Origin of the sequence: Methanomicrobium sp. W14, assembly GCF_017875315.1 — an archaeon.
Classification (GTDB): domain Archaea; phylum Halobacteriota; class Methanomicrobia; order Methanomicrobiales; family Methanomicrobiaceae; genus Methanomicrobium.
In genome coordinates, this window is record NZ_JAGGMM010000001.1 from 631,821 (window position 1) to 653,362 (window position 21,542).

At 41.7% G+C, this 21,542-nt stretch carries 23 protein-coding genes; 13 read left to right on the forward strand and 10 right to left on the reverse strand.

The genetic code is table 11. The features are described from left to right. Positions 1–65 precede the first annotated feature (65 nt). Genes J2128_RS03310 through J2128_RS03325 form a run of 4 tightly spaced genes read left to right on the forward strand, consistent with a single transcriptional unit; the run spans position 66 to position 5,665 of the window. Positions 66–1,550 carry a phosphate--AMP phosphotransferase gene (locus tag J2128_RS03310; RefSeq protein WP_209689620.1) on the forward strand — a complete coding sequence of 495 codons (1,485 nt, stop codon included), beginning with the start codon at positions 66–68 and terminating at the stop codon, positions 1,548–1,550. After that, positions 1,540–3,531: a CHAD domain-containing protein gene (locus J2128_RS03315; RefSeq protein ID WP_209689621.1), complete on the forward strand. Its 1,992-nt coding sequence runs from the start codon at positions 1,540–1,542 to the stop codon at positions 3,529–3,531. Before J2128_RS03310 ends, J2128_RS03315 begins: the two co-directional genes overlap by 11 nt. Beyond that, positions 3,528–4,115 (forward strand): HD domain-containing protein, encoded by a 588-nt coding sequence (locus J2128_RS03320; protein ID WP_209689622.1) that lies wholly within the window; start codon positions 3,528–3,530, stop codon positions 4,113–4,115. The genes J2128_RS03315 and J2128_RS03320 overlap by 4 nt, the downstream gene beginning before the upstream one ends. Continuing rightward, positions 4,100–5,665 (forward strand): Ppx/GppA phosphatase family protein, encoded by a 1,566-nt coding sequence (locus tag J2128_RS03325; protein WP_209689623.1) that lies wholly within the window; start codon positions 4,100–4,102, stop codon positions 5,663–5,665. The genes J2128_RS03320 and J2128_RS03325 overlap by 16 nt, the downstream gene beginning before the upstream one ends. Positions 5,666–5,774: 109 nt before the next feature. Here the strand turns inward: J2128_RS03325 and J2128_RS03330 are convergent, their stop codons facing one another. The 6 genes from J2128_RS03330 to rnhB all read right to left on the reverse strand — a co-directional run bounded on the left by J2128_RS03330 (position 5,775) and on the right by rnhB (position 11,524). Beyond that, complete coding sequence (locus tag J2128_RS03330) at positions 5,775–6,254, reverse strand: ribonuclease III domain-containing protein (protein ID WP_209689624.1); 480 nt, start codon at positions 6,252–6,254, stop codon at positions 5,775–5,777. 85 nt (positions 6,255–6,339) lie between these two features. Continuing rightward, complete coding sequence (locus J2128_RS03335; protein WP_245323288.1) at positions 6,340–6,729, reverse strand: co-chaperone YbbN; 390 nt, start codon at positions 6,727–6,729, stop codon at positions 6,340–6,342. 97 nt (positions 6,730–6,826) lie between these two features. After that, positions 6,827–7,303 (reverse strand): pyridoxamine 5'-phosphate oxidase family protein, encoded by a 477-nt coding sequence (locus J2128_RS03340; protein ID WP_209689626.1) that lies wholly within the window; start codon positions 7,301–7,303, stop codon positions 6,827–6,829. 167 nt (positions 7,304–7,470) lie between these two features. Continuing rightward, the gene (locus J2128_RS03345; protein ID WP_209690196.1) at positions 7,471–8,652 is read right to left on the reverse strand and encodes a type III PLP-dependent enzyme; all 1,182 of its coding nucleotides are present in this window, start codon (positions 8,650–8,652) and stop codon (positions 7,471–7,473) included. 770 nt (positions 8,653–9,422) lie between these two features. Beyond that, positions 9,423–10,727: a site-2 protease family protein gene (locus J2128_RS03350; protein WP_209689627.1), complete on the reverse strand. Its 1,305-nt coding sequence runs from the start codon at positions 10,725–10,727 to the stop codon at positions 9,423–9,425. A gap of 155 nt (positions 10,728–10,882) precedes the next feature. Next, entirely contained in the window at positions 10,883–11,524 is a 642-nt protein-coding gene (gene rnhB / locus J2128_RS03355) for a ribonuclease HII (RefSeq protein ID WP_209689629.1), read from the reverse strand. 60 nt (positions 11,525–11,584) lie between these two features. Between rnhB and J2128_RS03360 the strand changes: the two genes are divergently transcribed. Continuing rightward, positions 11,585–12,274 carry a TrkA family potassium uptake protein gene (locus tag J2128_RS03360; RefSeq protein ID WP_209689630.1) on the forward strand — a complete coding sequence of 230 codons (690 nt, stop codon included), beginning with the start codon at positions 11,585–11,587 and terminating at the stop codon, positions 12,272–12,274. A gap of 21 nt (positions 12,275–12,295) precedes the next feature. Here J2128_RS03360 and J2128_RS03365 read toward each other — a convergent pair whose 3' ends face one another. Both J2128_RS03365 and J2128_RS03370 read right to left on the reverse strand, forming a co-directional pair. Next, positions 12,296–13,495, reverse strand: a complete 1,200-nt coding sequence (locus tag J2128_RS03365; RefSeq protein WP_209689631.1) for an NAD(P)/FAD-dependent oxidoreductase — start codon at positions 13,493–13,495, stop codon at positions 12,296–12,298. Next, positions 13,485–13,667, reverse strand: a complete 183-nt coding sequence (locus tag J2128_RS03370; protein WP_209689633.1) for a 4Fe-4S binding protein — start codon at positions 13,665–13,667, stop codon at positions 13,485–13,487. The genes J2128_RS03365 and J2128_RS03370 overlap by 11 nt, the downstream gene beginning before the upstream one ends. Positions 13,668–13,823: 156 nt before the next feature. Between J2128_RS03370 and cbiT the strand changes: the two genes are divergently transcribed. From cbiT to J2128_RS03410, 8 genes are read left to right on the forward strand one after another with little or no spacing between them, the layout of a single operon-like run. Next, positions 13,824–14,351 (forward strand): precorrin-6Y C5,15-methyltransferase (decarboxylating) subunit CbiT, encoded by a 528-nt coding sequence (gene cbiT / locus J2128_RS03375; protein ID WP_209689635.1) that lies wholly within the window; start codon positions 13,824–13,826, stop codon positions 14,349–14,351. Then, positions 14,352–14,960, forward strand: a complete 609-nt coding sequence (locus tag J2128_RS03380; RefSeq protein ID WP_209689637.1) for a cobalt-factor II C(20)-methyltransferase — start codon at positions 14,352–14,354, stop codon at positions 14,958–14,960. 3 nt (positions 14,961–14,963) lie between these two features. After that, on the forward strand, positions 14,964–15,680 hold the full coding sequence (locus J2128_RS03385) for a cobalt-precorrin-4/precorrin-4 C(11)-methyltransferase (RefSeq protein WP_209689638.1): 717 nt from the start codon (positions 14,964–14,966) through the stop codon (positions 15,678–15,680). Between the two features lie 4 nt (positions 15,681–15,684). Next, positions 15,685–16,560: a cobalt-precorrin 5A hydrolase gene (gene cbiG, locus J2128_RS03390; RefSeq protein WP_209689639.1), complete on the forward strand. Its 876-nt coding sequence runs from the start codon at positions 15,685–15,687 to the stop codon at positions 16,558–16,560. Continuing rightward, positions 16,544–17,317 carry a precorrin-3B C(17)-methyltransferase gene (gene cobJ / locus J2128_RS03395; protein ID WP_209689640.1) on the forward strand — a complete coding sequence of 258 codons (774 nt, stop codon included), beginning with the start codon at positions 16,544–16,546 and terminating at the stop codon, positions 17,315–17,317. The genes cbiG and cobJ overlap by 17 nt, the downstream gene beginning before the upstream one ends. Beyond that, positions 17,295–17,930 carry a precorrin-8X methylmutase gene (locus J2128_RS03400; protein ID WP_209689641.1) on the forward strand — a complete coding sequence of 212 codons (636 nt, stop codon included), beginning with the start codon at positions 17,295–17,297 and terminating at the stop codon, positions 17,928–17,930. The genes cobJ and J2128_RS03400 overlap by 23 nt, the downstream gene beginning before the upstream one ends. A gap of 1 nt (position 17,931) precedes the next feature. Further along, a complete protein-coding gene (locus J2128_RS03405) occupies positions 17,932–18,945 on the forward strand; it encodes a cobalt-precorrin-5B (C(1))-methyltransferase (RefSeq protein ID WP_209689642.1) in 1,014 nt (337 codons plus the stop codon). Next, on the forward strand, positions 18,942–19,526 hold the full coding sequence (locus tag J2128_RS03410) for a cobalt-precorrin-7 (C(5))-methyltransferase (protein WP_209689643.1): 585 nt from the start codon (positions 18,942–18,944) through the stop codon (positions 19,524–19,526). The genes J2128_RS03405 and J2128_RS03410 overlap by 4 nt, the downstream gene beginning before the upstream one ends. 25 nt (positions 19,527–19,551) lie before the next feature. Here J2128_RS03410 and J2128_RS03415 read toward each other — a convergent pair whose 3' ends face one another. Then, positions 19,552–20,730: an energy-coupling factor ABC transporter ATP-binding protein gene (locus J2128_RS03415; RefSeq protein WP_209689644.1), complete on the reverse strand. Its 1,179-nt coding sequence runs from the start codon at positions 20,728–20,730 to the stop codon at positions 19,552–19,554. 3 nt (positions 20,731–20,733) lie between these two features. Next, entirely contained in the window at positions 20,734–21,531 is a 798-nt protein-coding gene (gene cbiQ / locus J2128_RS03420) for a cobalt ECF transporter T component CbiQ (RefSeq protein WP_209689645.1), read from the reverse strand. Positions 21,532–21,542: the final 11 nt, after the last annotated feature.

Consider the following 21,542-nt stretch of genomic DNA (forward strand, 5'->3'; position numbering starts at 1 on the left):
CAGGAAGTATTTATATTATATCCCATCTTTTCATTAAATGTCAGCCGGGAATAAGTGAAAACAATATGCTCAAAAATGTGAATCCTGATCTAAAAATTTCAAAGCATGATTACAATGAAGAGATTGACTCCCTTAAGTTAAGACTGGGAGAACTTCAGCGTGAACTCAGAAATTCGAAAATACCTGTGATTATAGTTTTTGAGGGATGGGACGCAGCAGGAATCGCAAAAGTATGCAATAAAGTCATCCGCTCATTTGATCCCAGAGGTTACACTCTTTATCACATCGGAGACCCGGGCACTGCCGAAAAGTCTATGCCTTTGTTCTGGAGGTTCTGGAAAAGAATTCCGTCTAAAGGCAATATTGTCATTTTTGACAGAAGCTGGTACAGCAGGATTCTGCATGAAGACATAAGGATTTCAAGGAAATGCAGGGTGTCGATAAATTATTCCGGCATATTTGAAAGGCAGCTTTATGACGACGGTTATCTTATCATAAAATTATTCCTGCATATCTCAAAGCATGAGCAGAAAAAAAGATTCAAAAATCCGGATGACGATCCGTGCCTGAAGTATTACATCAAAAACACCGACTGGAACCCGAATGACGACTATGACAAATACTACCCTTATATCGACGACATCCTGAATGAGACAGACTATGATTTCGCTCCGTGGAACATTATCGAATCGGATGACCCAAATTTTGCCGTAATAAAGACATACAGACTGCTGATTAAGTATGCTGAAGACTTTCTTTCAGCAAGAAAAACTTCAGACAGCCAGTTTGCCCGCCTTAAATATATCCCCGCTCCTGAAAGATTCACGCTTCCTGATGCAGAGCCGGACAATCCCCTTAACAGAGATGATTATTTAAAATTAAAAAAGAAGCACGGAAAAGAGATCCAAAAACTTCAGGCCGAACTGTACAAAAAAAGAATTCCACTGATATTACTTTTCGAAGGATGGGATGCATCGGGAAAAGGCGGAGCTATTGTCAGGTTTACTGAATACCTCAATCCCAGAGGATACAGGATAATACCCATATCCGCACCCAGCGACGCTGAACTTAAGTACAATTACCTGTGGAGGTTTTATAAGGAACTCCCGATACCGGGAATGATAAGAATTTTTGACAGGAGCTGGTACGGCAGGGTCCTCGTTGAAAGAGTTGAAGAACTGTGCTCTGACTATGAATGGCAGAGGGCATACCATGAGATCAATGAGCTTGAAGAGCAGCTTTTGGAATGGGGGGCTGTTGTCATAAAATTCTGGATGCACATCGATAAAGACGAGCAACTCAGAAGGTTTCGTGAACGCCAGAACAACCCTTACAAGCAGTGGAAAATTACCGAAGAAGACTGGCGCAACAGGTCAAAGTGGGACAAATACGAACTGGCAGTATCGGATATGGTAAGGCTTACCAGTACAGAGAAATGCCCCTGGAACATAGTCCTTGGAAACAACAAATACAATGCAAGAATTCAGACACTTTCAACTATTGAAAACGAAATAAAATCTAAAATCCAGGAGATAAAAAATGAAAGCTGAAGATAATGCAGGAGGTGACCCTGGTTACTGCCTTTATGCTGCACAGACTATCCTTCCGCTTTTAAACGCACTAAGCGCCGAGACTGACGGCGTTAAAGCATCATCTGACATTGAATATGTTCACAGGTGCAGGGTTGCCACAAGAAGAATCCGTGCGGCCCTTCCGCTGTACAGCGAATGCTTCGACGGCAAAAGCCTGAAAACCTGGAAAAAAAAGATCCGTTCCCTTACAAAAGCGTTAGGGGAGGCAAGGGACAAGGACGTTCAAATAGATTTCCTGAATAAATACATTGACGGAATTTCAGAAAGGGACTTTCCTGTTCAGAAATCCCTGTTTGCCCCCGAATCTCCGGTTGACACTGTCAAAAACACCAGTGAAACTACTGTTATCGTAGCTGCAGAACCTGAAGAGGCAGCAGAAAAAGAGAAGACCGGCTTTTTCCAGAGAATTATAACATACCTGTCAAATGTATTTAAGAAAAACACAAAATCTCCTGCATTAAGTGATAAAAACGAACCTCCTGTATATTTCCCCGTAACAAATCCGCTTCTGCCCGGTCTGGAGTGCCTTAAACTCAGGCTGAAACAGGACAGAAAATCACTGCAGCCGTACGTCATCAAAGAAACGGAGACCCTTGAATCGTCAGGAATAGTCGATGAAATGGCTGAAAAACTCCAGAAAATAATTGTCAGATCAAAAATTGAAAATATTGACATCCATTCACCCTACGCTTTTGAAAAGGCATTCTATGGGATTTCAATGAAAATGGAGGGTCTGTTCTGGTACGAAAGGTATGTCAGTGATCCTGAAAACAAAAGGATGCACCACGAGATGCGGATCGCTGCGAAAAGGCTGAGATACACAATGGAAGCTTTCTCAGATCTGTATGACAACGATATGAAAGACCATATAAAGTCCGTAAAAAGGCTGCAGGACCTCCTGGGAGAAATACATGACTGCGATGTATGGTCTGAATTTCTGACGCAGTTTCTTGAACAGGAGAAAAGAAGAGTCCTGGCTTTCTTCGGAAATATGGACTTCTGCAATGTGATAATCCCCGGCATAGAGCACTTAAGAGAAGACAGAATTCTTAAAAGGAAATCACTGTATGATGAATTTACGGAGTACTGGGATGAATTAAAGAAAAACAACGAATGGGAGTCCGTAAGAAAAACCATATCGATTCCTCTCCAGATTTCTGAAAACTATATTGCATCCTCTGGAAAGATTGAAAATGTTAAGATTGCCCTTATAGGTGACATCCATGCGAATCTTCCCGCACTCAAAGCCGTACTTGCGGATGCCAGGGAAAGAGGGGCCGGAATCATTATAAATACTGGAGACTTTGTCGGATACGGTGCCTTTCCAGAAGATGTTGTATCCTGTCTTAGAAAAGAGCATGCCATCAGTGTCATAGGAAATTACGATATATCAGTCTTAAATCAGAAATCCAAAAAAAAGAAGAGGAAAAACAGGAACAGATACAAACAGCTCGCCATGTCATGGGCATACAAAAATCTTTCCGGTGACAGCAGGAGATACCTGAAGTCCCTGCCAAGGTACATAAGGCTCAGTATTGAAGATAAATCACTGTATATTACTCATGGAAGCCCTGAATCGATTAAGGAATATATCGATGAAGACACACCTGTTCCAAGACTGGAAGAATTCCTCAAGGAAACAGGGGCTGACATAATTGTATCCGGGCATACTCATCTGCCTTTTGCAAAGGAAATCAATGGGAAATGGTTTATAAATACAGGAAGTGTCGGACGTCCTGAAGACGGTGACCCACGAGCCTGCTATGCTCTTCTGACGGTCAAACCGTTTTCACTTTACCATGTTAGAATTCCCTATGACATAGAAAAAGCAGTAAAGGGAATTTATCAGAATAATCTTCCTGATGCTTTTGCAAGAATTTACAGGGAGGGAAAACCCCTGGACATAATCAGGCACGCCGGAGATGAACAAAACTTATGAAAAATAACCAAAAAGACAGAATTATAGATTTATTATATGACAACTCAGCAGATCTAAGGCACCCTCTTCACGTTACATACCTTTCAGAGAGACTTTTTGATGAATTAAAGCCCCTGCACAACTTAGGTGAACATGAAAAAGACCTTCTTATATATGCCTCAATGCTCCATGATACCGGACTTTTGCTTTCATCAAAGGAGCATCATAAATTTTCAGCCAGATTTATTCTAAAAACGGACATTGCACATGTAAATGACAATGACAAATACATAATCGCAAATATAGCAAGGTATCACAGGAAGGCACTTCCGTCCGATAATCACAAAATATACAATAACCTCAGCGAAAATGACAAAAAAACAGTAGATATCCTTGCTTCAATCCTAAGAATTGCAGACGGACTTGACAGAACGCATCTCTCCCTGATAAAGGATATCAAAATAAAAACAGAAGATAATAAAATCAATATATACTACTTGTCGCCAAAGAGGTTTCTGCCTGAGGAAGTAGCTGCACTTAAAAAAAGCGATCTGTTCGAAAAAATTTTCAAACGAGAGGTGAGTGTGGATTGGCAGAAGGCCTAAAAGAAAAAGTAGTAGCTTTCATAGACCTTGGTACCAATTCAGCAAGACTTCTGGTAGTACGCCTGAATCCAAACTATTCCTATTCCATTTTAAGAAGGCAGAAAGAGACCGTAAGGCTTGGACAGGGTGAATTCAGCCACAGATACCTTGACAACTCAGCAATAGAAAGGGCTGTTCTTGTATGCAGACAATTTTGCGAGACTTCAAAAAGTTTTGGTGCAGATGAGATTATTTCAGTAGCGACATCTGCAACAAGAGAAGCTCTCAACAAGGATTTGCTCCTGCAAAAAATTAAAACCGGGGCCGGCCTCCCAATAGAGGTTATCTCAGGAACTGAAGAGGCACGTTTAATCTACCTTGGGGTTTCTAGCGGGGTACATATAGGAAACGGGAAGTACTTTTTCATCGACATCGGCGGCGGCAGCACTGAAATAATAATAGGGGACCAGTTCAATTATTATCTTCTTGAAAGCCTCAAACTTGGCGCAATAAGAACTACAAACAAATTTTTCACGGAAAATTACCAGGGAACGGTATCAGCCGCCCGGTATGAACAGATCAAAAGACACATCCTCAGTAAAATTGTTTATGTATCAAAGAATATCAAAAAATTTGAACTTTCAGGAGCAATAGGCAGTTCAGGAACTATTCAGGCGCTTGCAGATATAAAAAATCATGTAATCCAGTCAAAAAACAGTTCAGGCAGTGACTATCTCACGCTTGATGAACTGCATTATCTCATCGAATACCTGTGCAAAAAAAATCTTGACGAAAGAAAGAATATTCCCGGAATTAACCCTGAACGTGCCGATATAATCGTTGCAGGAGCCATAATCCTGTACACTATTCTCAACGAGGCAGGCATAAAAGAGATTAAAATTTCTGACAGGAGCTTAAGAGACGGAATGCTTTTTGACTACCTTTCCAAACTTCCCGGGTTTCCGCATGCAGAGCAGATGCCTGTAAGAGAAAGAAGTGTACAGCAGCTAGGAAAGTCGTGCAGAATAGATGAAACTCATGCCAAAAACGTAATCCGCCTGTCACTGGGCCTGTTTGATTCGGGAAAAGAGACCGGCTTTCACAGCTTTGGTGACAAGGAAAAGGAGATACTCAGGTACGCAGCATACCTGCACGATATCGGTCAGTTTATTTCCTTTTCACAGCACCAGAACCATTCGTATTATGTCATCACAAATGCTCCCCTTCTAGGTTTCAACGAAAATGAGGTTGAGATAATCGGTCTTATCACAAAGTATCACAGGAAAAAGATGCCTAAAAAGGACAGTCCTGTATTCAGCAGGCTTAATGAACACGACCAGAATGCCGTTATTATTCTGTCTCTTTTTTTGAGGATGGCTGAACATATGGAAAGAAGCCATGACGGAAGAGTTGAAAAGGCGTATTTTTCAGATTTAGGCGATGACTATTCACTTAACCTAGAGTCTAAAAGTGAATGCAATATAGAACGGTGGTCGCTGGAGGAAGACGCAAAAATATTCAAAAGAGTTTTTGGAAAAAAACTGAACTTAAATTTTATATGCCCTGATTAGACCCTCTAAAAATCAGATACGTAAAAAAATAAAAAAAGCTCAACATTATTAAAATCCGGTTTTAAACAGAAATAAAACGGCGTACCTGCAAAATAAGCTTTTTTTGGGACTAATATTTTTTCACTGAAAAAAATCCTGTGCCCTCAAGAAATTCACGGACTGAATCAATTCCGCCGTCGATATATAAGGCACCTGAAATTGATTCCACACATTCGGCGAGTACACGCCCCGAGGTCCAGATATGCTGTCTCTGTTCTCCTTTACCCCAAAGAACATATTTTTCAAGCTCCATAGACTCGGCAAGACTGCGAAGGCTGCTCATATTCACAAGATCCGCTTTTTTTGCCGAAATTACTCCCTTCTCATGTTCTCCTTCATTTATCAGGTACGAGATTGCAACAACATCTATAACGGCATCACCAAGAGTCGCATATGCATCCATATAATCGGAATCTTTCAGGCTGTTCTCTTTTGCGTATGCATGGCGGGTTAAAGCCCTTAAAAGAAGGTTTCTGTTCCTGAATTTATAGCAAATTTTTCTCTCTAGATCATCTGCATCTGAATTATACACCAATCTGGATTCTGTCATAATTTGTATCATCCTGTAAATTTACAGCTTATATTACGTTTAAAATTCACGGTAAAAAAAGATACGAGTCGCCACCAGCCGGATTTCATGCATAGCCTGTTATTTCATAATCAATAGCAGATGACTTTTCAGCGCACTCATGCCCGTTCTCAATCATGTCATCTACCATCTTCCTAAGCATTGCGGGGTATACTTCACCTACAATATCCGCAACAGGTTTTCCCCTGCAGTAAAACTTAAATGTAGGCGTTGACATTATTCCATAACGTTCTCTTATCCAGACATTTTTATCAACGTCCAGTCTGCCGAAGATTACGACATCACGATACTCTTCTGACATTTTTTCAAAAAAAGGCATCATATTACGGCAGTGCGAACAGCTGTCACTGTAAAACATTACAAAAACCGGTTTTATGCTCTTTTCCACCTTTGTTTCCCAGTTCAGGTCTTTCAGGTCTGCAATCATCTTTTCCATCAATAGACGCCCCCGTTATCCAGAGAATATAGATTTAATATATATTTACTTTTTGCAGGCCGTAATGCGCAATACAAAATCTAAAATAATTATAGAATTATTTGTTTTTCAGGGCTACTATATCAGTAACTCCGGTAAGCTTCCAGATATTTGATCTCTCTTCTGTTGCAATAGATTCCAAGGGTTCTGACGGCTCATGACCAAGTGCTGCAAGAATATTCTGGGAAAGATTTTTATCCCTGATCATATTGATAAATTCTTTTCTTATACGTTTTTTTGTTATGGCGTCATTCTCCTGGATAAGGTACCCCTGAAGAGTCACAAAATTATAACAGGACAGATCACCGGAATAACGCTCAATTTCAACAGAAACATGCGGATTCAGCCTGTAAAGATCATTTTTTCTTCCATATTTCGTAGAAAGGAAATAAAGGAATTTGCCGTCAAAAACGTATAAAAAGGGCGCCAGATAAGGATATTTCTCCCCCTGAAAGGCAATCCTGCATACATATCCGTCCTGAATAAGTCTGTTATACTCCTCAACTTCCATCTTTGGTATTTTAACAATATCCATAAACCCACAACCTTTTGTTTTTTGAATCGTCGCGTTCAACGGCAATAAACATTTCCTTATTATTTCAAAAAATAAAAACCGGATATCCCTATTCCTTTAACATAAACAGGATGACCCGGATTTTTGTCCAGGCTAAAAAAATTGTTGACCTTGTTCACAGAGGGTACTTATTTATTGATATGAACAACCTTTGCAGGAGGAAAACCATTGAAATACGTAGATGAGGCATGAGAATAGGCCCCGATATTTTCAGAGTATACCAGGTCTCCGATTTCGAGAGGCGGAAGTTCGGCAGATAGGGTAATTGTATCGAATGCATCACACGTCGGGCCAAAAACAGCCGAGATCTGCGGCTCTCCCTCCTTGAAAGAGCATACGGGATAGGTGCAGTGATCAAAGACCTGTCCTGAATAAGTATGATATACACCATCGTTTATGTAATAGCAGGGTTTTCCATCCCTAAACGCCTTTCCTACAATTTTTGCAACGACAGTGCAGGCATTCGCCACAAGGAATCTTCCCGGTTCTGCCATAATCTGGATGCCTGAAGGCAGAATGCGTTCAAACTCTTCATTAAGCTGCTTTGAAAGGTCTTTTATGGACTTTACACCGGGATGATATTTTACCGGGAACCCGCCTCCGATATCCAGCAGATTAATTTTTTCACCGGTTCTTGATTCTACTTCAGCCAGGATATTTGCAGAAATTTCAAGTGCCTGAATGTAGTTTTCAAAATTTGTGCACTGGCTCCCTACATGGAAACTGAGTCCCTCAACTACAAGCCCCATTTCAAAAGCCGTGACAATAAGGTCTGCTGCATCGCACGGGTCTACACCGAATTTCGAGGACAGCTCCACCATTGATCCTGTATTCGGAACCCTTAAACGAAGAACAAGGCCCGCATGTGGTGCATATTTCTTAATCTTTTTCAGCTCCTCAATATTGTCAAATGTGACAAGAGGCTGGTAATGATCAAGCGCCTGAAGCGTTTCGGCAGGTTTTATGGTGTTTGCATAAATTATCTTATCATAAATCCAGTCCAGCTGCTCATTTTCCGGCAAGTGCTTTATGTTTTCATAGACTATCATGAATTCAGGCATTGAGGCAACGTCAAAACTGCAACCCAGTTCATACAGCGTTTTTACAATTTCAGGATTTGAATTTGCCTTTACTGCATAATATATCTGAACATCCGGCAGGCGCTCTTTGAATTCCCTGTAATTTTGCCTAATCTGCTCATGATCTACAACAAAAATCGGTGTTCCGTTTTCTTTTGCAAGATTCTGAAGCAGGTCCTTTCTTTCTGCATCGATGTGATGCACCCCGACGCTACGCCCGTCAGTTTTCATTTCTTTCACTTCCTATTTTTTAAATTATGCCGCATATAAATTGAAAGATAAAATTCCTGTGACTTCAGACAGGAATTTTATATTCTGTTTTGTCAATTCTGTTTTTGCAATTACATTGAGATGCGGTTTTTACTTTTTCAATCAGATTTTACAGCACAATTTTTGCAAACGCTTAAACTGTTGCATGATAGATTATCAAAAGAATAATTCCTCACAGAGTTAAAAAACTATTTAATGGAATATATTTTATTTTTTATGAGATATTGATTGCCGGGATTAATATTTGCAACAAGAAATTCATACAAATTAAAACTATTTAAATCAGCCATTTTTGCACAAATTAAATTCAAAATAGTCAGAACCTTAAATTATTCAAAGTTCTTTTCCATTATTGAACATCCAAATAAAATAATTGTTTTTATAAGTTTGTTTCAGATAAAAGCTTTACAATGCTTGTATAATATATAAATAAATATAAAATTGTTGATAAATTTGCCGTTTAAAAAAACAATTTTAATTAATTATTTTTTTTAGAATATATATTTCTCACCTTGCAATGCGCATATTTTCAGATTCCGACAACTCCAAAAAAACCCGGATCATGCTTGTTTTAGGACATCTAAAAATACCCCCCCATACAAAATTCTTAAATTGTGGAACTTTTGCTGAAACATCACATGTAAATTTTGTTTTACAATCACCAGCAGGTCTTAAAGAGAACAAAGTTTCAGGCAAAAGTAAAAATTAACGAAAAAAAATTTCAGGATTTTTCATACCATAGACAGATACGGCACAACAAGAATTGAGATTACAACAAGTATCATAAACCAGCTTATAGCAGCGACCACAAGGTTTGCGTATTTTCCGGGAAGGTTTCTCTTTTCAAAAAATTTTTTTACACCTTCCTGCATAATGTATCCTCCGTCAAGGGGGACAAAAGGAAGTGCATTAAATGTCGCAACAGCAAAATTGAGCCAGAACATCCAGAAAAATACCTGAACGACAGTCCAGAACCCGATGAAGGGAACCTGCCATGCCACGGAATCAGGAGAATCAAACGCCAGAATTCCAAGACCGAGGCTGTCGTCTTCCATAACCGCATTTATAGGAACATATACTAAAAGAAGCGGCCCGAGAGGGCTTTTTATAATCTTATCATAGACATTTTTTACAGAGGTCGCATCATAATAATATACACCCATAAATCCTGAACTTTTTTGTCCGAGCTCTTCCGGCCATTCATCCAGAATAACTGTATAATCCTTAAGCTGACTATTCTTATTTATCGTAAGAGTAACAGTGTCCCCGGGACTTGTTTTGTTCAGAATGTCGGTAAGCTGACTTCTTGAATCTATGTGGATTCCGTTTATTGCAACAATAACCGAGTTTGCAGGTATCCCTGCATTCTGTGCAGGGTAGTCCTGATATACACCTTTTAAATACGGAGTATCAGAAGGCACTGCAAAACTCATCATACCTACAAGAATAATAAAACTCAAAAAAGCCACAAGAATATTGTTGGTAATACCCGCACCAAACATTCTTATCTTTGACATTGGCTTTGCACTTTCCACGTCCTCTTCATCAGGTTCAACAAAAGCACCTATGGGTACAACAAAAAATAAAAGTCCTGTACTTTTGACTTTCATACCCTCGACCCTTGCAAGAATCCCATGACCACCCTCGTGCACTACAAGAGTCATCACAAATGCAAACAGTACAGCAAAAGACAAAGGCAGGAATTCATTAATTCCAGGTATTGCCAGTATGTTCTGCGGTTCATATATCCCTGTAGGCGAAGGCGGCGATGCAATTGATCTCTGAAGTGTCAGTATAAGCATCAGCGACATTATAACCGAGACCACAACCACCATTAGAGCTCCAGCAGTTCCATAAACCCTGAAAAAACGTGAATATGGAATGAACCTGTCAAAAAATCTGACGTTATCGGTTTTAAGAGCAAGAATCGGCCCGTAAAATGTCACATAATCTTCCCAGAGATTATTTGCCTTAATATAGCCTGCTATTAAAATATATAGTGCCACACAAAAAAGCACCACTAAAAGCAATTCCATCTGACTAATAATATCGCCTGCACCAAAGATGAAATTTCTCTATAGAATTATCTCTCATACCCTGCCGGCATTAAAAGATATATATACCAAAAAATGACGAGATTTAATTTGTGCAGATGCAAAAAAAACGGGTACACGGCAGGTTAAAAGAAGGATTAATAATATTCCAGAATACTTTTCTGCTGTATATTTTTTTTCATATTTAGAGCAGTTTTCCAGCTTTTGCGGCAGAAAACAGGACATTCTCCGGATTTTTCAATATAATCCCTTAAATATCCTATTGTTTTTGGATCAGAAGGATAACCGCTTCCGATATCTCCATACTCCTCAGACAGCCTTTCAATAAGCCTGTCACGTGTAACCTTTGCAACAATCGACGCGGCACCGACAACTGCATATCTATCGTCAGCCTTATGCTCAGAGATTACTGTTAAGGGTCTTTTGAGATACTCATGAACACATGCCCCGTAACGCTTCTCATTCACATCACATGCGTCCACATATGCCGTATCGGGACCGAGGTTATCTATTGCACGCGCATGTGCCTTTGCAACAATTATGTTCATAGAAAGGTGCATGCGATAATCGTCGATTTCATGCGCTTCAATAACAACTGAAGTCGCCTGAAATGAAGAGACTATATCATCGTACATTGCCTCACGTTTTGAAGGAGTCAGTTTTTTTGAGTCCATAAAACCTTTTTCTTCAAAATCAGCCAAAGAAGATCCGGATACACCCCCAATTACCATAGGACCAAAAACAGAACCTTTTCCGGCTTCATCAATTCCACATATCACTTAAAAGTATTATTGCATTTCATAAATTATATGTATAGCTGTGTTTGATACGTGATTAAAATGTATATTATCATCATAGGTTTAGGAGGAATCGGAAGGAATCTTGCTGCAATTGCTGCCGAACACGGTGACAGCGTCGTCGTAATCGACAAAGATGAATCCCGATGCAATGAAATACTCGAACACTATGACGTCATGGCGATAACAGGAAACTCAACCGAGAGATCAATACTTGAAGATGCAGGTATAGACAGGGCTGATGCACTTGTTACGACTACAAGCGATGATGCCGTAAATCTTATGACATGCTGGCTTGCAAAACGTCTCAACGTCAAAAATCTGGTCTCTATTGTCAACCAGATAGAGCATTCGGATTTATTTAAGGAAGTCGGGGTAAGAATAAGTGAGAACCCTGATGAACTTGTTGCAACCAGGCTTTATTACTGGTCTGAAAATCCGGATATGCAGCAGCTTGCAATGATACCGGGCGGTGCAATCTTTGAAATAACAGTGGATGAAAATGCTCCTTTCGTCGACCACGAGATAAAGGAGCTTGACGTGAAAGACTTTGTTTTCATCGCAATCAAAAGGACGGGCAAGGAGATAATAATCCCGAGCGGTACAATAAAAATAAAGCCAAACGACAAAATAATAGTTTTTACGAAGAAAGATGCCGAAGAAGAATGCCTGAAGACACTGAACAACCAGCTTAAAAATCCGAAACAACCAGGCAATAAAAATATATTTTAAAAATCAGGATATCAAAAGTATTCATTCAAAATACTTTTTCAGCCCTGAAAGCTCTTTTATAAGTCTTGGATTCAGCTTGATTATCTCTTTAATCAGTGTAAGAGTCGAAAACTCCTTCATTACAAGATTGCTTACCGAGTCCAGAATTGAGTTAAGCTGTTTGTCAGACAGTTTTACAAATATTTCCTTAATCTGGTAGTTTCTTTCAAGGGCTTTCCCGAGTCTGGAGGAACGCCAGATGGTATCATATTTCATAAGCGCTTCTTTGCTGCAGTCTGTGGATGCAATGCACTCAGACGCAACCTGACCCGCAAGGCGGCCTGTGTACATCGCATTGTAAATTCCTCCTCCAGTAAGAGGGTCACTCAAACGTGCGGCATCTCCGATTATTATAAGATTATCGGCAACAGTGCATTCAAGAGGCTCGCATACAGAAACTCCGCCTACAATAAGTTCTATTGTCTTTCCTTCGGGGAAGTTTTTACTGACAAATTTATCAAGATAATCTTTTGCCCTGCTGCCGTCCTTTGACTCCGTACCCGAGATACCTATACCGACATTCGCCGTCCTGTCCCCTTTCGGGAATATCCAGATATAACCCTCGGGGCTTATCTCGCGGCCTACGTAAAAGACGGTAACCCCTGGTTCAATGTCGATATCAGTCATCAGGTACTGTGCACATGTCTCAATCTCTCTCAAAGGAACAGTCGTATCAACACCGCAGTAGCAGGCAAACTTTGACTCCACACCGTCTGCTGCAATCACCACTTTTGCACGAATTTCCTTTCTTTCCCCGAAATATTCTATTATAGCACCTTTTACGGCGCCGTCCTCCATTATAGCTTCAACTGCTCTTGCCTTAACGTAGCACTCGGCACCTGCTTCTACAGCCTGCCATACAAGGTCACGGTCAAAGAATTTTCTGTCAAGAACATACCCTACTTCGTTTCCGGCCATCTCGGGGTTGAGATAAAAACAGTTCCCGTCAGGTGCTATTATCTTTGCACCATTTATTTTTGCTGAGATCCATTTCGGGTTAAGCTCGTCAAAAAATTCTCCTATAAGGTCCTCGCCGATACCTTCGGCGCAACGCACAGGTGCTCCTATTGCAGGCCTCTTTTCGACAATACATACAGAGAGACCTTCCTCCGCACAGGTTTTCGCCGCAAGAGCACCCCCTGGTCCTCCGCCAATCACCAGAACATCATACTCACTCTTCATCTGAAACCTCCTCCAGTGCACCAAGAGGACAGACCCTCACACAAATCTTGCAGTGTCTGCAGATGTTGTTATCAACTGAAAGGTACGCATCAATAAGTTCTATTGCTTTTTCAGGGCATACCGAAACGCATGCACCACAATAACCGCATACCTCTCTACGAACTTTAATCATTATTTATTTATTTGGCCGATTCGCACTTTAACCTTTACTAACTTAAAAAATTTACAGATTAATACCTGTAATCTTTTTATTTTGCCTAAATGTAATAATCAATTCAATCATATATCATAAGGAATTAAAGTTAACCTAATATATTCAGGTATGACTATGGGTCTAAAAGGCGGTCCCACGCAGGATGAAGTTATGGCCGTATCGCTTTTCAAGCTTGATTTAAGCGAAAGCGACATCATCGCCGATATCGGATGCGGCACCGGAAAAGTTTCAATAGCTGCTTCCAGGATATGCAGAAAAGTTTTCAGTATAGACAAAAGAGAAGAAGCAGTGGAATATGCACAAAATGAAATAAAAAAATCAGGACAGACAAATATCGAGATTTTGCACGGGAAAGCAACGGATATTTTAGAAAACATTGATTACCTTGATTCAGCATTCCTTGGAGGATCAACCGGTATAGAGGGTATCCTGGATATTTTGTCAACACGTGTCCACAAAAAAATCGTTGTGAACGCAGTTCTTTTAGGAACTGTTGAAAAGACTGTCCGGAAAATGAAGGAACTCGGAATATTCAGTGAGGTAGTTTATCTGCAGGTATCACGCTCATATGAACTTACAGGAGATATTATGCTAAAACCTATAAACCCCGTTTATATAATCGTCGGGAGCGTGACAGAATAAATGCTAATCGCAGTGGGAATCGGACCCGGAGACCCGGAGCTTCTGACAGTAAAGGCCGTGAAACTGATTAAAGATGCTGATCAGGTATTTGTTCCCGGAAACGTTGCAAAAGATATAATCTCACCCTACAGAAAAGACCCTGTGGTCTTGTCTTTTCCAATGACATCTGATGAAGGGTATATCAGGGAATGCATGCACAAAAATGCTGATCTGATAGCCCCGGTTGCAGAAAAAGGGCTTGCCGTATTCTGCATATTAGGTGACCCGAATTTTTACGGAACATTCGGGAGACTCTGCGGAATAATCGATGAGAAGTACCCGTCGGTTGAATACGGAACAGTGCCCGGTATAAGTTCAATCACATCTTTTGCATCCGCTGCCGGTGTCAGTGTCAACGGTGGCATATTCATAACAGACGGGTCTCCCGAGAGCTCCAGGATTTTTCTGAAAGTCAAAGAGCCGCGAAAAGTCATTGAGTCCCTCAAAACGGAAGGTTTCAGGGAATTTGTTCTTGCAGAAAAAATATTTATGAAAGATCAGAAAATTTACAGAAATGAGAAAATCCCTGAAAAAAGTGCATATTTCAGCGTAATGTTTGCAAGGAAGTGAAAAATGTATACTGTATATATTGTCGGTGCCGGCTGCGGAGACCCGGAACTTATAACCGTAAAAGGAAAAAAGCTGCTTGACAAAGCCGATGTTCTTATTTATGCCGGCTCTCTTGTAAATCCTGCTCTTGTCGATGAATGCCCGGCAGAGGAGAAATACGACAGCTGGGGAATGAAGCTTGAAGTGATGACAAAGATAATGGCTGATGCGGCAAAATCAGGAAAAACCGTAGTAAGGCTTCATTCAGGCGACCCTTCACTTTACGGTGCTATAATCGAACAGGTAGCGCTTCTTGAAAAGGACGGCATTAGAACTGAGAGAGTTCCTGGTGTTTCGTCAATGTTCGGTGCAGCAGCGGCGCTTGAAACTCAGCTGACACTGCGTGGAGTATCCGAATCCGTAATTGTGACAAGACCTGCCGGGACGACACTTAAATCCGACCAGATAACCGAGATGTCAAGGCTCGGCCAGACTATGGTTATCTTCCTGGGTACCGAGCATATGGAGGAAATTTTTGAAAAAGTCGAGTGCCCTCCCGATACTCCTGCCGCAGTCGTATACAGGGCGACATGGCCTGACCAGAAAGTAATAAAAGGCACTGTCTCTGACGTCGCGGAAAAGGCACGTGTGGCAGGCATAGAAAAGACGGCCCTAATAATAATCGGGAACGTTGTTGACGCGGTTAATTCCGGTTACGTAAACTCATACCTTTACAAATGAAGAAATGAAGGAAACAGTTGTAATCTCTCTAAAACAGTTCAGCGAAGATTCGAAGAACCTTGCAGGCTCTATTAATGCAGATTATCTCCCCTACAAAAAGGAAGTCTTTATAGAGGCATTCGGGAAATACAAAAAAATTGTAGCTGTTATGTCTGCAGGAATAGCAGTCAGGGGAATTTCAGGACTCCTTAAGGATAAATGGACAGACCCGTGTGTTGTCGTCGTAAGCCCTGACCTGAAGTTTGCAGTCCCAATCCTGGGCGGTCACCACGGCGGAAACGAACTTGCAAAAGAGATGTCAGAACTTGGGATTATACCTGTTATCACAACGGCGACCGAGACCAGGGGGCTTATGTCTGTGGAATCTGTTGCTGAAAATATAGGTAGGCAAGTCCTGAACAAAGACTCAACACGTGAAGTAAATGCGGCAGTCCTGAAAGGGACGATTCCAAAATATGTGCTTACAGGTCCGGCAATAGCCCTAGTTGAACCGTCAGTCTCCGTTCTTTTAAGAAAAGGAGAATACATAGCAGGTGTCGGGTGCAGAAGAGGAGTCACAGAAAGTGAAGTCCTTGAAGCACTAAACAGGGCTTTTGAAATTTCCGGTGTAAAGCAGGACGAGATATTCGCCTATACAACTACAAAGCTAAAGGAGGACGAAAAAGGTCTTATATCAGCAATCGGGAAAACCGGAGGTACTCTTGTTTTTCTTGATGATGATATCATAAATGCGGAAAAGCCGGAATCGCCCTCAAGGGCATCGGACAAAATCGGCCTCAACAGTGTAGCCGAGTCGGCCGCACTTGCATTATCAAAAAGAAAGGAAATAGTTATGAAAAAACATATCTTCGGGAGGGTTACAGTTGCAATCGTCAGGTAAAGGTAAATTATACATTGTAGGCACAGGTCCGGGAAGCATCCCATATCTTACAAAAAGAGCCATTGAAGCGGTAGAGGAATCAGAATATATTATAGGAAACGACTTCTACCTGAATCTCATAAAAGACAGGCTTGAAGGCAAAGAAGTAATCTGGAGCTCAATGGGAAAGGAAGTTGAAAGGGCCAGAAAATGCATTGAGATTGCAAAGGAGCATGTCATATCGATGGTAAGTGGCGGGGACCCCGGCATCTACGGCATGGCGGGAATCGTACTCGAGGTGCTTGAGCATGACGGGACTGACATTGAATTTGAAGTTGTACCTGGCGTAACTGCTGCAACCGCAGCGGCGTCAAGGGTCGGCTCACCGCTTTCCGGCGACTATGTCACGATATCACTGTCAGACCTTCTGACACCTCTTGAAGTTATAGAAAAAAGGCTTGAACTGGCTTTTCAGATGGATATCCCAGTCGTTCTCTACAACCCGAAAAGCCGCGGCAGACCCGACAACCTCTCGATAGCACTTTCAATAGCTCTGAAATACAAAAAAGAGGAAACGCCGGTTGCTGTTGTCAAAAACGCATGCAGGGAGGGTGAAGAGACCACCTACATCACTCTGAAAGGACTTTTTAATAACAACAGTTACGTTGACATGCACTCTGTTGTTATAATCGGAGGAGCCAAGTCACGCTTCATGAATATAGGAGAAAGAAAAGGAATTATAACACCGAGGGGCTATGAAAGAAAATACGTATATTGATCCGGGAGCAGACACAAAAGAAGGTTACAAAATCTCCTCGACAAGCAGGGGTATAGCCAGAAGCATCATCGGAAACAAAACACCTGAAGACAGGATAAGACAAAGGTGCGCCATATCCGTCGGGGATTTTATAATGGCTGACCTGATGGAGTTCAAAAACGACCCCATAAAAGCAGGACTGAAAGCCCTTGAAAACAAAGCTCCGATAATAGCCGACATAAGAATGGTGCAGACCGGAATAAGGAAAAAAGAGCATGAAAGTGAAGTTTTGTGTGCACTTGACTTCGGTTCCGGCATCTCGTCAGAGAAGGGAATCACCAGAAGCTCGGCCGGGTTCATCGCGTTAAAGGAGAGGCTTAACGGGTCCATTATCGTTATAGGAAACGCACCTTCCGCACTGATATCTGTCTGCAAAATGATAGATGAAGGTATTAAACCCGCACTTATTATAGGAAGCGCCGTAGGGTTTGTCAATGCAAAAGAGTCAAAAGAGCTTCTCAGGACAAAGGACGTCCCTTCAATATCAAACCGGGGGACAAGAGGAGGAACGCCCCCTGCAGTCGCTGCACTGAACGAAATCATAACAATGTACATCGAAAAAAAATCCGCATGATATGGTAACAGATCCTGTAACCGGATATAAATACCCGGAAGAATGGGAAAAAGCATGCAAAAACCCGGAAAGTCTTGAACTTGTAAGAAGAGGTCTGGGAGTCCTGACCTCAAAAGGTGAAGTGCTTAAAAGGGGATTTACAACAGGGACAACAGCCGCCGCGGCATGCAGGGCGGCAGTATTGTCACTGAAAGATCCGGTAGACTCGGTTATGATAACCCTGCCGTGCAGTCTTTCCTTCAGTGTAGAGGCACAGGGAAGAAACGGGACAGGCAAAAGCCTCAAGTACTCGGGCGACTATAAAAACGATATCACCTCAGGTATTCTTTTCTGTGCAAAAGCAAGTCCTTCAGACTGCGGCATAAAAATAAATGCCGGAGAAGGGATAGGAAGGCTTGACAGGGACACTCCTAGATACAAGAAGGGTTCACCTGCAATAAGCAAAACCGCGATGGACTGCATTGTTTCATCTGTCAGGGAAGCAGTGGCAGATACAGGCCTGAAAGGAGTAACGGTTACCCTTACCATTCCAAAAGGAAAAGAGACCGCACAAAAGACACTCAACCCGAAAATAGGAATACTTGGGGGAATATCGGTTCTCGGGTCAACAGGTCTTGTCGAACCGTGGGACGACCACCTGACGGAATCGGTTGCAGAGAGAATAAAAGGGCATGACCTTATCGTTATAACAACAGGACGTGTCGGCCTGAGAGTTTCAAGACTTCTCTTTCCTGACTATGAGACAGTACTAGTAGGCAAATACATACAGAAAGGAATAGATGCAGCGTCAGAGTCAAAAGAAATAATTATCTGCGGTCTGCCTGCCCTCATCATCAAGTTCATCGACCCCAACATCCTGAAAGGTACTGATTACAGGACAGTGGAAGAACTCAGCATGTCCCCGGAATGGGACATGCTGTCACAGAAGGTCCTCCACAGATACAAAAAAGAAAAGCCATATATAAGAGTGGTTATTGTAAACCGTGAAGGTCATATAATTGGTGATTCGGGATGAAAATTATTGGTGCAGGGTGCGGGCCCGGACTTCTCACGGAAGAGGCCATAGAAAACATCCGTAATGCAAATCTCATATACGGCTCGGGAAGGGCAATAGATATCTGCAGGAAATATATAGGTCCAAAATGTGAGGTCCACGAGATAACAGATTATAAAGGCCTTAAAACACTCCCTGAAAATGCCGTAGTGCTTTCCACGGGAGACCCGATGCTTGCAGGCCTGGGGTATCTCAAAGGTGAAATTGTCACAGGCATATCCTCAATGCAGTATGCATTTGCAAAACTGAGGATTTCCCTAACAAAAGCGGTTGTCGTGAATGCTCACGGAAAAGACCACGAAGAAGCAATGAAGAATGCTGAAGAAGAGATTGAAAGAGGACACATCGTATTTCTTATAGCCGACCCGGATTTTGATACAAAAAGACTGTGCAAAAAATTTACGGAATCAGGTAAAGATGGTATAAAGGTCTCGGTATGTGAAGACCTTGGATACGAAAACGAAAGAATTTCCACGGGTTCGGCAGAAAGCCCGCCTGAACCTAAAAGCAGTCTTTATGTGCTTATAGCCGGCAGATACTAGACGCCAAAAAAAATATTATACTATTTTATTCCCGGGGTACTTCGCAATCAACAAGCGAGATTCCCATCAGACTTTCCCTGTTGAATTCAGCAATTCTTTCATGAACTCTCTTAACCATTCCTCCTGAAGTTATTATCATTGAATTTTTATGATTTATGGACTTCAGGAGACACTTGTCAATAACACCGTACGTAAAGTCAAGATCTATATTTTCTATACCGGCCATCATCTTTGCCCCTGAACCCATTGCCCCTACAGCCGAAATGCCGTATCCGGATATCATGGGTTTTATGTCTCCGGTGTCAATTTTGTCGGAATTAAGAAGATAAATAACTCCACAGTCCTCCTTTGCTGTCTTTTCTCCTGCATAGCCGTTTACCGTTAAGGCATGTATAAAATCAAGGACAGACTTTGGCAGATTTTCAGACTGCGGCATTCCTCTCTCGACAAGGCCTTCGTAAAGCTCAAGAAGAATAGGCATTGACAGTTTTGCGGATTTAATAAGTTTTTTGTCTTTGAAGACCTCTCCCGGAGCCCCCATTGAAATAACTGCACCACTTTGCATGAGAATAATCCTGTCAGCCCACGGGTATGCGAGTTCAACATCATGGGTTGAGATTATAATTGTCCGGCCTTCGATGTGCATCTCGTCCAGAAGCTCCATAATGTCCTCGGAGCCCGCCGGGTCAAGAGCACTCGTAGGTTCGTCGAATACCAGGACGTCCGGGTTCATCGCAAGTATGCCGGCCATCGCAACACGCTTTTTTTCACCGCCGCTTAACTGTTGCGGAGGGCGCCTCTCAAAGTCTTTCAGCCCGACACTTAAAAGAGAATCGCTGACGGCTTTTTTAACCTCATCACCCGGCATCCCAAGGTTGACAGGGCCGAATGCCACGTCCTGAAAGACTGTCGGCGCAATTATCTGGGTATCAGGGTTCTGAAAGACGAAACCCACTCTTTGTCTCAGTTCACGGAGATTTTTTCTGTCGTAGCATACCGGCTCGCCGTTGAATAAAATCTCTCCGGAACCAGGTTTCAACATGCCGTTTAGCATCAGCAAAAGAGTGGACTTTCCGGCTCCGTTCGGCCCGACAAGGGCTACTTTCTCACCTTTATTCACGCTGAAACTTACATTATCAAGCGCTTTGGGTCCACGGGAATATTTGTAGCTGACGCCTTTTAATTCAATTATGGGACTATTCATAAATCAGTTCACTCCAAAAACAGTATAGCCTGACGTTGCAACAGCTATGGCAATTACAACTATAAGGTATATTATAACGCACACAAACGAGGAATACGAAAATTTAACGTCATCATCAAGAAGCGCGAATTTCCCGTCATAACACCTTGAATCCATGGCTCTCAGCAGATTCTCTCCTGCATCCCACGTATTTATAAACAGTGCTCCCGACATCATACCAAAGCAGTCTATTCCTTCCTTAAGATTTCCGTACCCAAGCCTCATAACCTGCGCATTGTATATCTGTTCAGCCTGCTCGATGAAAACAAAAATAAACCTGTATATAAGCATTGAAAGATCAATAAGCTCATTAGGAATATGGCATTTTGCCGCAAGCTGGAAAGTTTCAGTTACAGGAGTTGTAAGCGAAATAAAAAAGAGTGAACACATTCCGGCAAAAACACGCGACAATATCAGAAGACTCTCGTTAATGCTTCCTGTTGATACTGTCAGAACAATACTGCCAAACAGAGGATAGCTGAAAACAGTATCTCCGCTGTTTCTCATAAACAATATTACAAGAACGCCTATTACAGCAAAACCTACAGGAATCATAAGAAGTTTTCTGTAGAGACCAACATCTATTCCGGCAAGAAATATCGTGGCAAAACTTATTGTAAAAACAATGAACAATGGAGCTATAATGCTTTGTGACGACACTGCTATAAGAATACAGCCGAGTCCGAGAATTATTTTAATAACAGGATGAACGTCACGCAACCTGTTTGTCTGTGCAACATCCTCAAGAAACTCATAATACATTTGCTAAAAAA

Excerpts from the sequence above, each read along its gene's own strand:
- J2128_RS03310 (WP_209689620.1), top strand. The coding sequence starts at position 66 with ATGCTCAAAAATGTGAATCCTGATCTAAAAATTTCAAAGCATGATTAC.
- J2128_RS03315 (WP_209689621.1), top strand. The coding sequence starts at position 1,540 with ATGAAAGCTGAAGATAATGCAGGAGGTGACCCTGGTTACTGCCTTTAT.
- J2128_RS03320 (WP_209689622.1), top strand. The coding sequence starts at position 3,528 with ATGAAAAATAACCAAAAAGACAGAATTATAGATTTATTATATGACAAC.
- J2128_RS03330 (WP_209689624.1), bottom strand. The coding sequence starts at position 6,254 with ATGACAGAATCCAGATTGGTGTATAATTCAGATGCAGATGATCTAGAG.
- J2128_RS03335 (WP_245323288.1), bottom strand. The coding sequence starts at position 6,729 with ATGGAAAAGATGATTGCAGACCTGAAAGACCTGAACTGGGAAACAAAG.
- J2128_RS03340 (WP_209689626.1), bottom strand. The coding sequence starts at position 7,303 with ATGGATATTGTTAAAATACCAAAGATGGAAGTTGAGGAGTATAACAGA.
- J2128_RS03345 (WP_209690196.1), bottom strand. The coding sequence starts at position 8,652 with ATGAAAACTGACGGGCGTAGCGTCGGGGTGCATCACATCGATGCAGAA.
- J2128_RS03350 (WP_209689627.1), bottom strand. The coding sequence starts at position 10,727 with ATGGAATTGCTTTTAGTGGTGCTTTTTTGTGTGGCACTATATATTTTA.
- J2128_RS03360 (WP_209689630.1), top strand. The coding sequence starts at position 11,585 with ATGTATATTATCATCATAGGTTTAGGAGGAATCGGAAGGAATCTTGCT.
- J2128_RS03365 (WP_209689631.1), bottom strand. The coding sequence starts at position 13,495 with ATGAAGAGTGAGTATGATGTTCTGGTGATTGGCGGAGGACCAGGGGGT.
- J2128_RS03370 (WP_209689633.1), bottom strand. The coding sequence starts at position 13,667 with ATGATTAAAGTTCGTAGAGAGGTATGCGGTTATTGTGGTGCATGCGTT.
- cbiT (WP_209689635.1), top strand. The coding sequence starts at position 13,824 with ATGGGTCTAAAAGGCGGTCCCACGCAGGATGAAGTTATGGCCGTATCG.
- J2128_RS03380 (WP_209689637.1), top strand. The coding sequence starts at position 14,352 with ATGCTAATCGCAGTGGGAATCGGACCCGGAGACCCGGAGCTTCTGACA.
- J2128_RS03385 (WP_209689638.1), top strand. The coding sequence starts at position 14,964 with ATGTATACTGTATATATTGTCGGTGCCGGCTGCGGAGACCCGGAACTT.
- cbiG (WP_209689639.1), top strand. The coding sequence starts at position 15,685 with ATGAAGGAAACAGTTGTAATCTCTCTAAAACAGTTCAGCGAAGATTCG.
- J2128_RS03400 (WP_209689641.1), top strand. The coding sequence starts at position 17,295 with ATGAAAGAAAATACGTATATTGATCCGGGAGCAGACACAAAAGAAGGT.
- J2128_RS03405 (WP_209689642.1), top strand. The coding sequence starts at position 17,932 with ATGGTAACAGATCCTGTAACCGGATATAAATACCCGGAAGAATGGGAA.
- J2128_RS03410 (WP_209689643.1), top strand. The coding sequence starts at position 18,942 with ATGAAAATTATTGGTGCAGGGTGCGGGCCCGGACTTCTCACGGAAGAG.
- J2128_RS03415 (WP_209689644.1), bottom strand. The coding sequence starts at position 20,730 with ATGAATAGTCCCATAATTGAATTAAAAGGCGTCAGCTACAAATATTCC.
- cbiQ (WP_209689645.1), bottom strand. The coding sequence starts at position 21,531 with ATGTATTATGAGTTTCTTGAGGATGTTGCACAGACAAACAGGTTGCGT.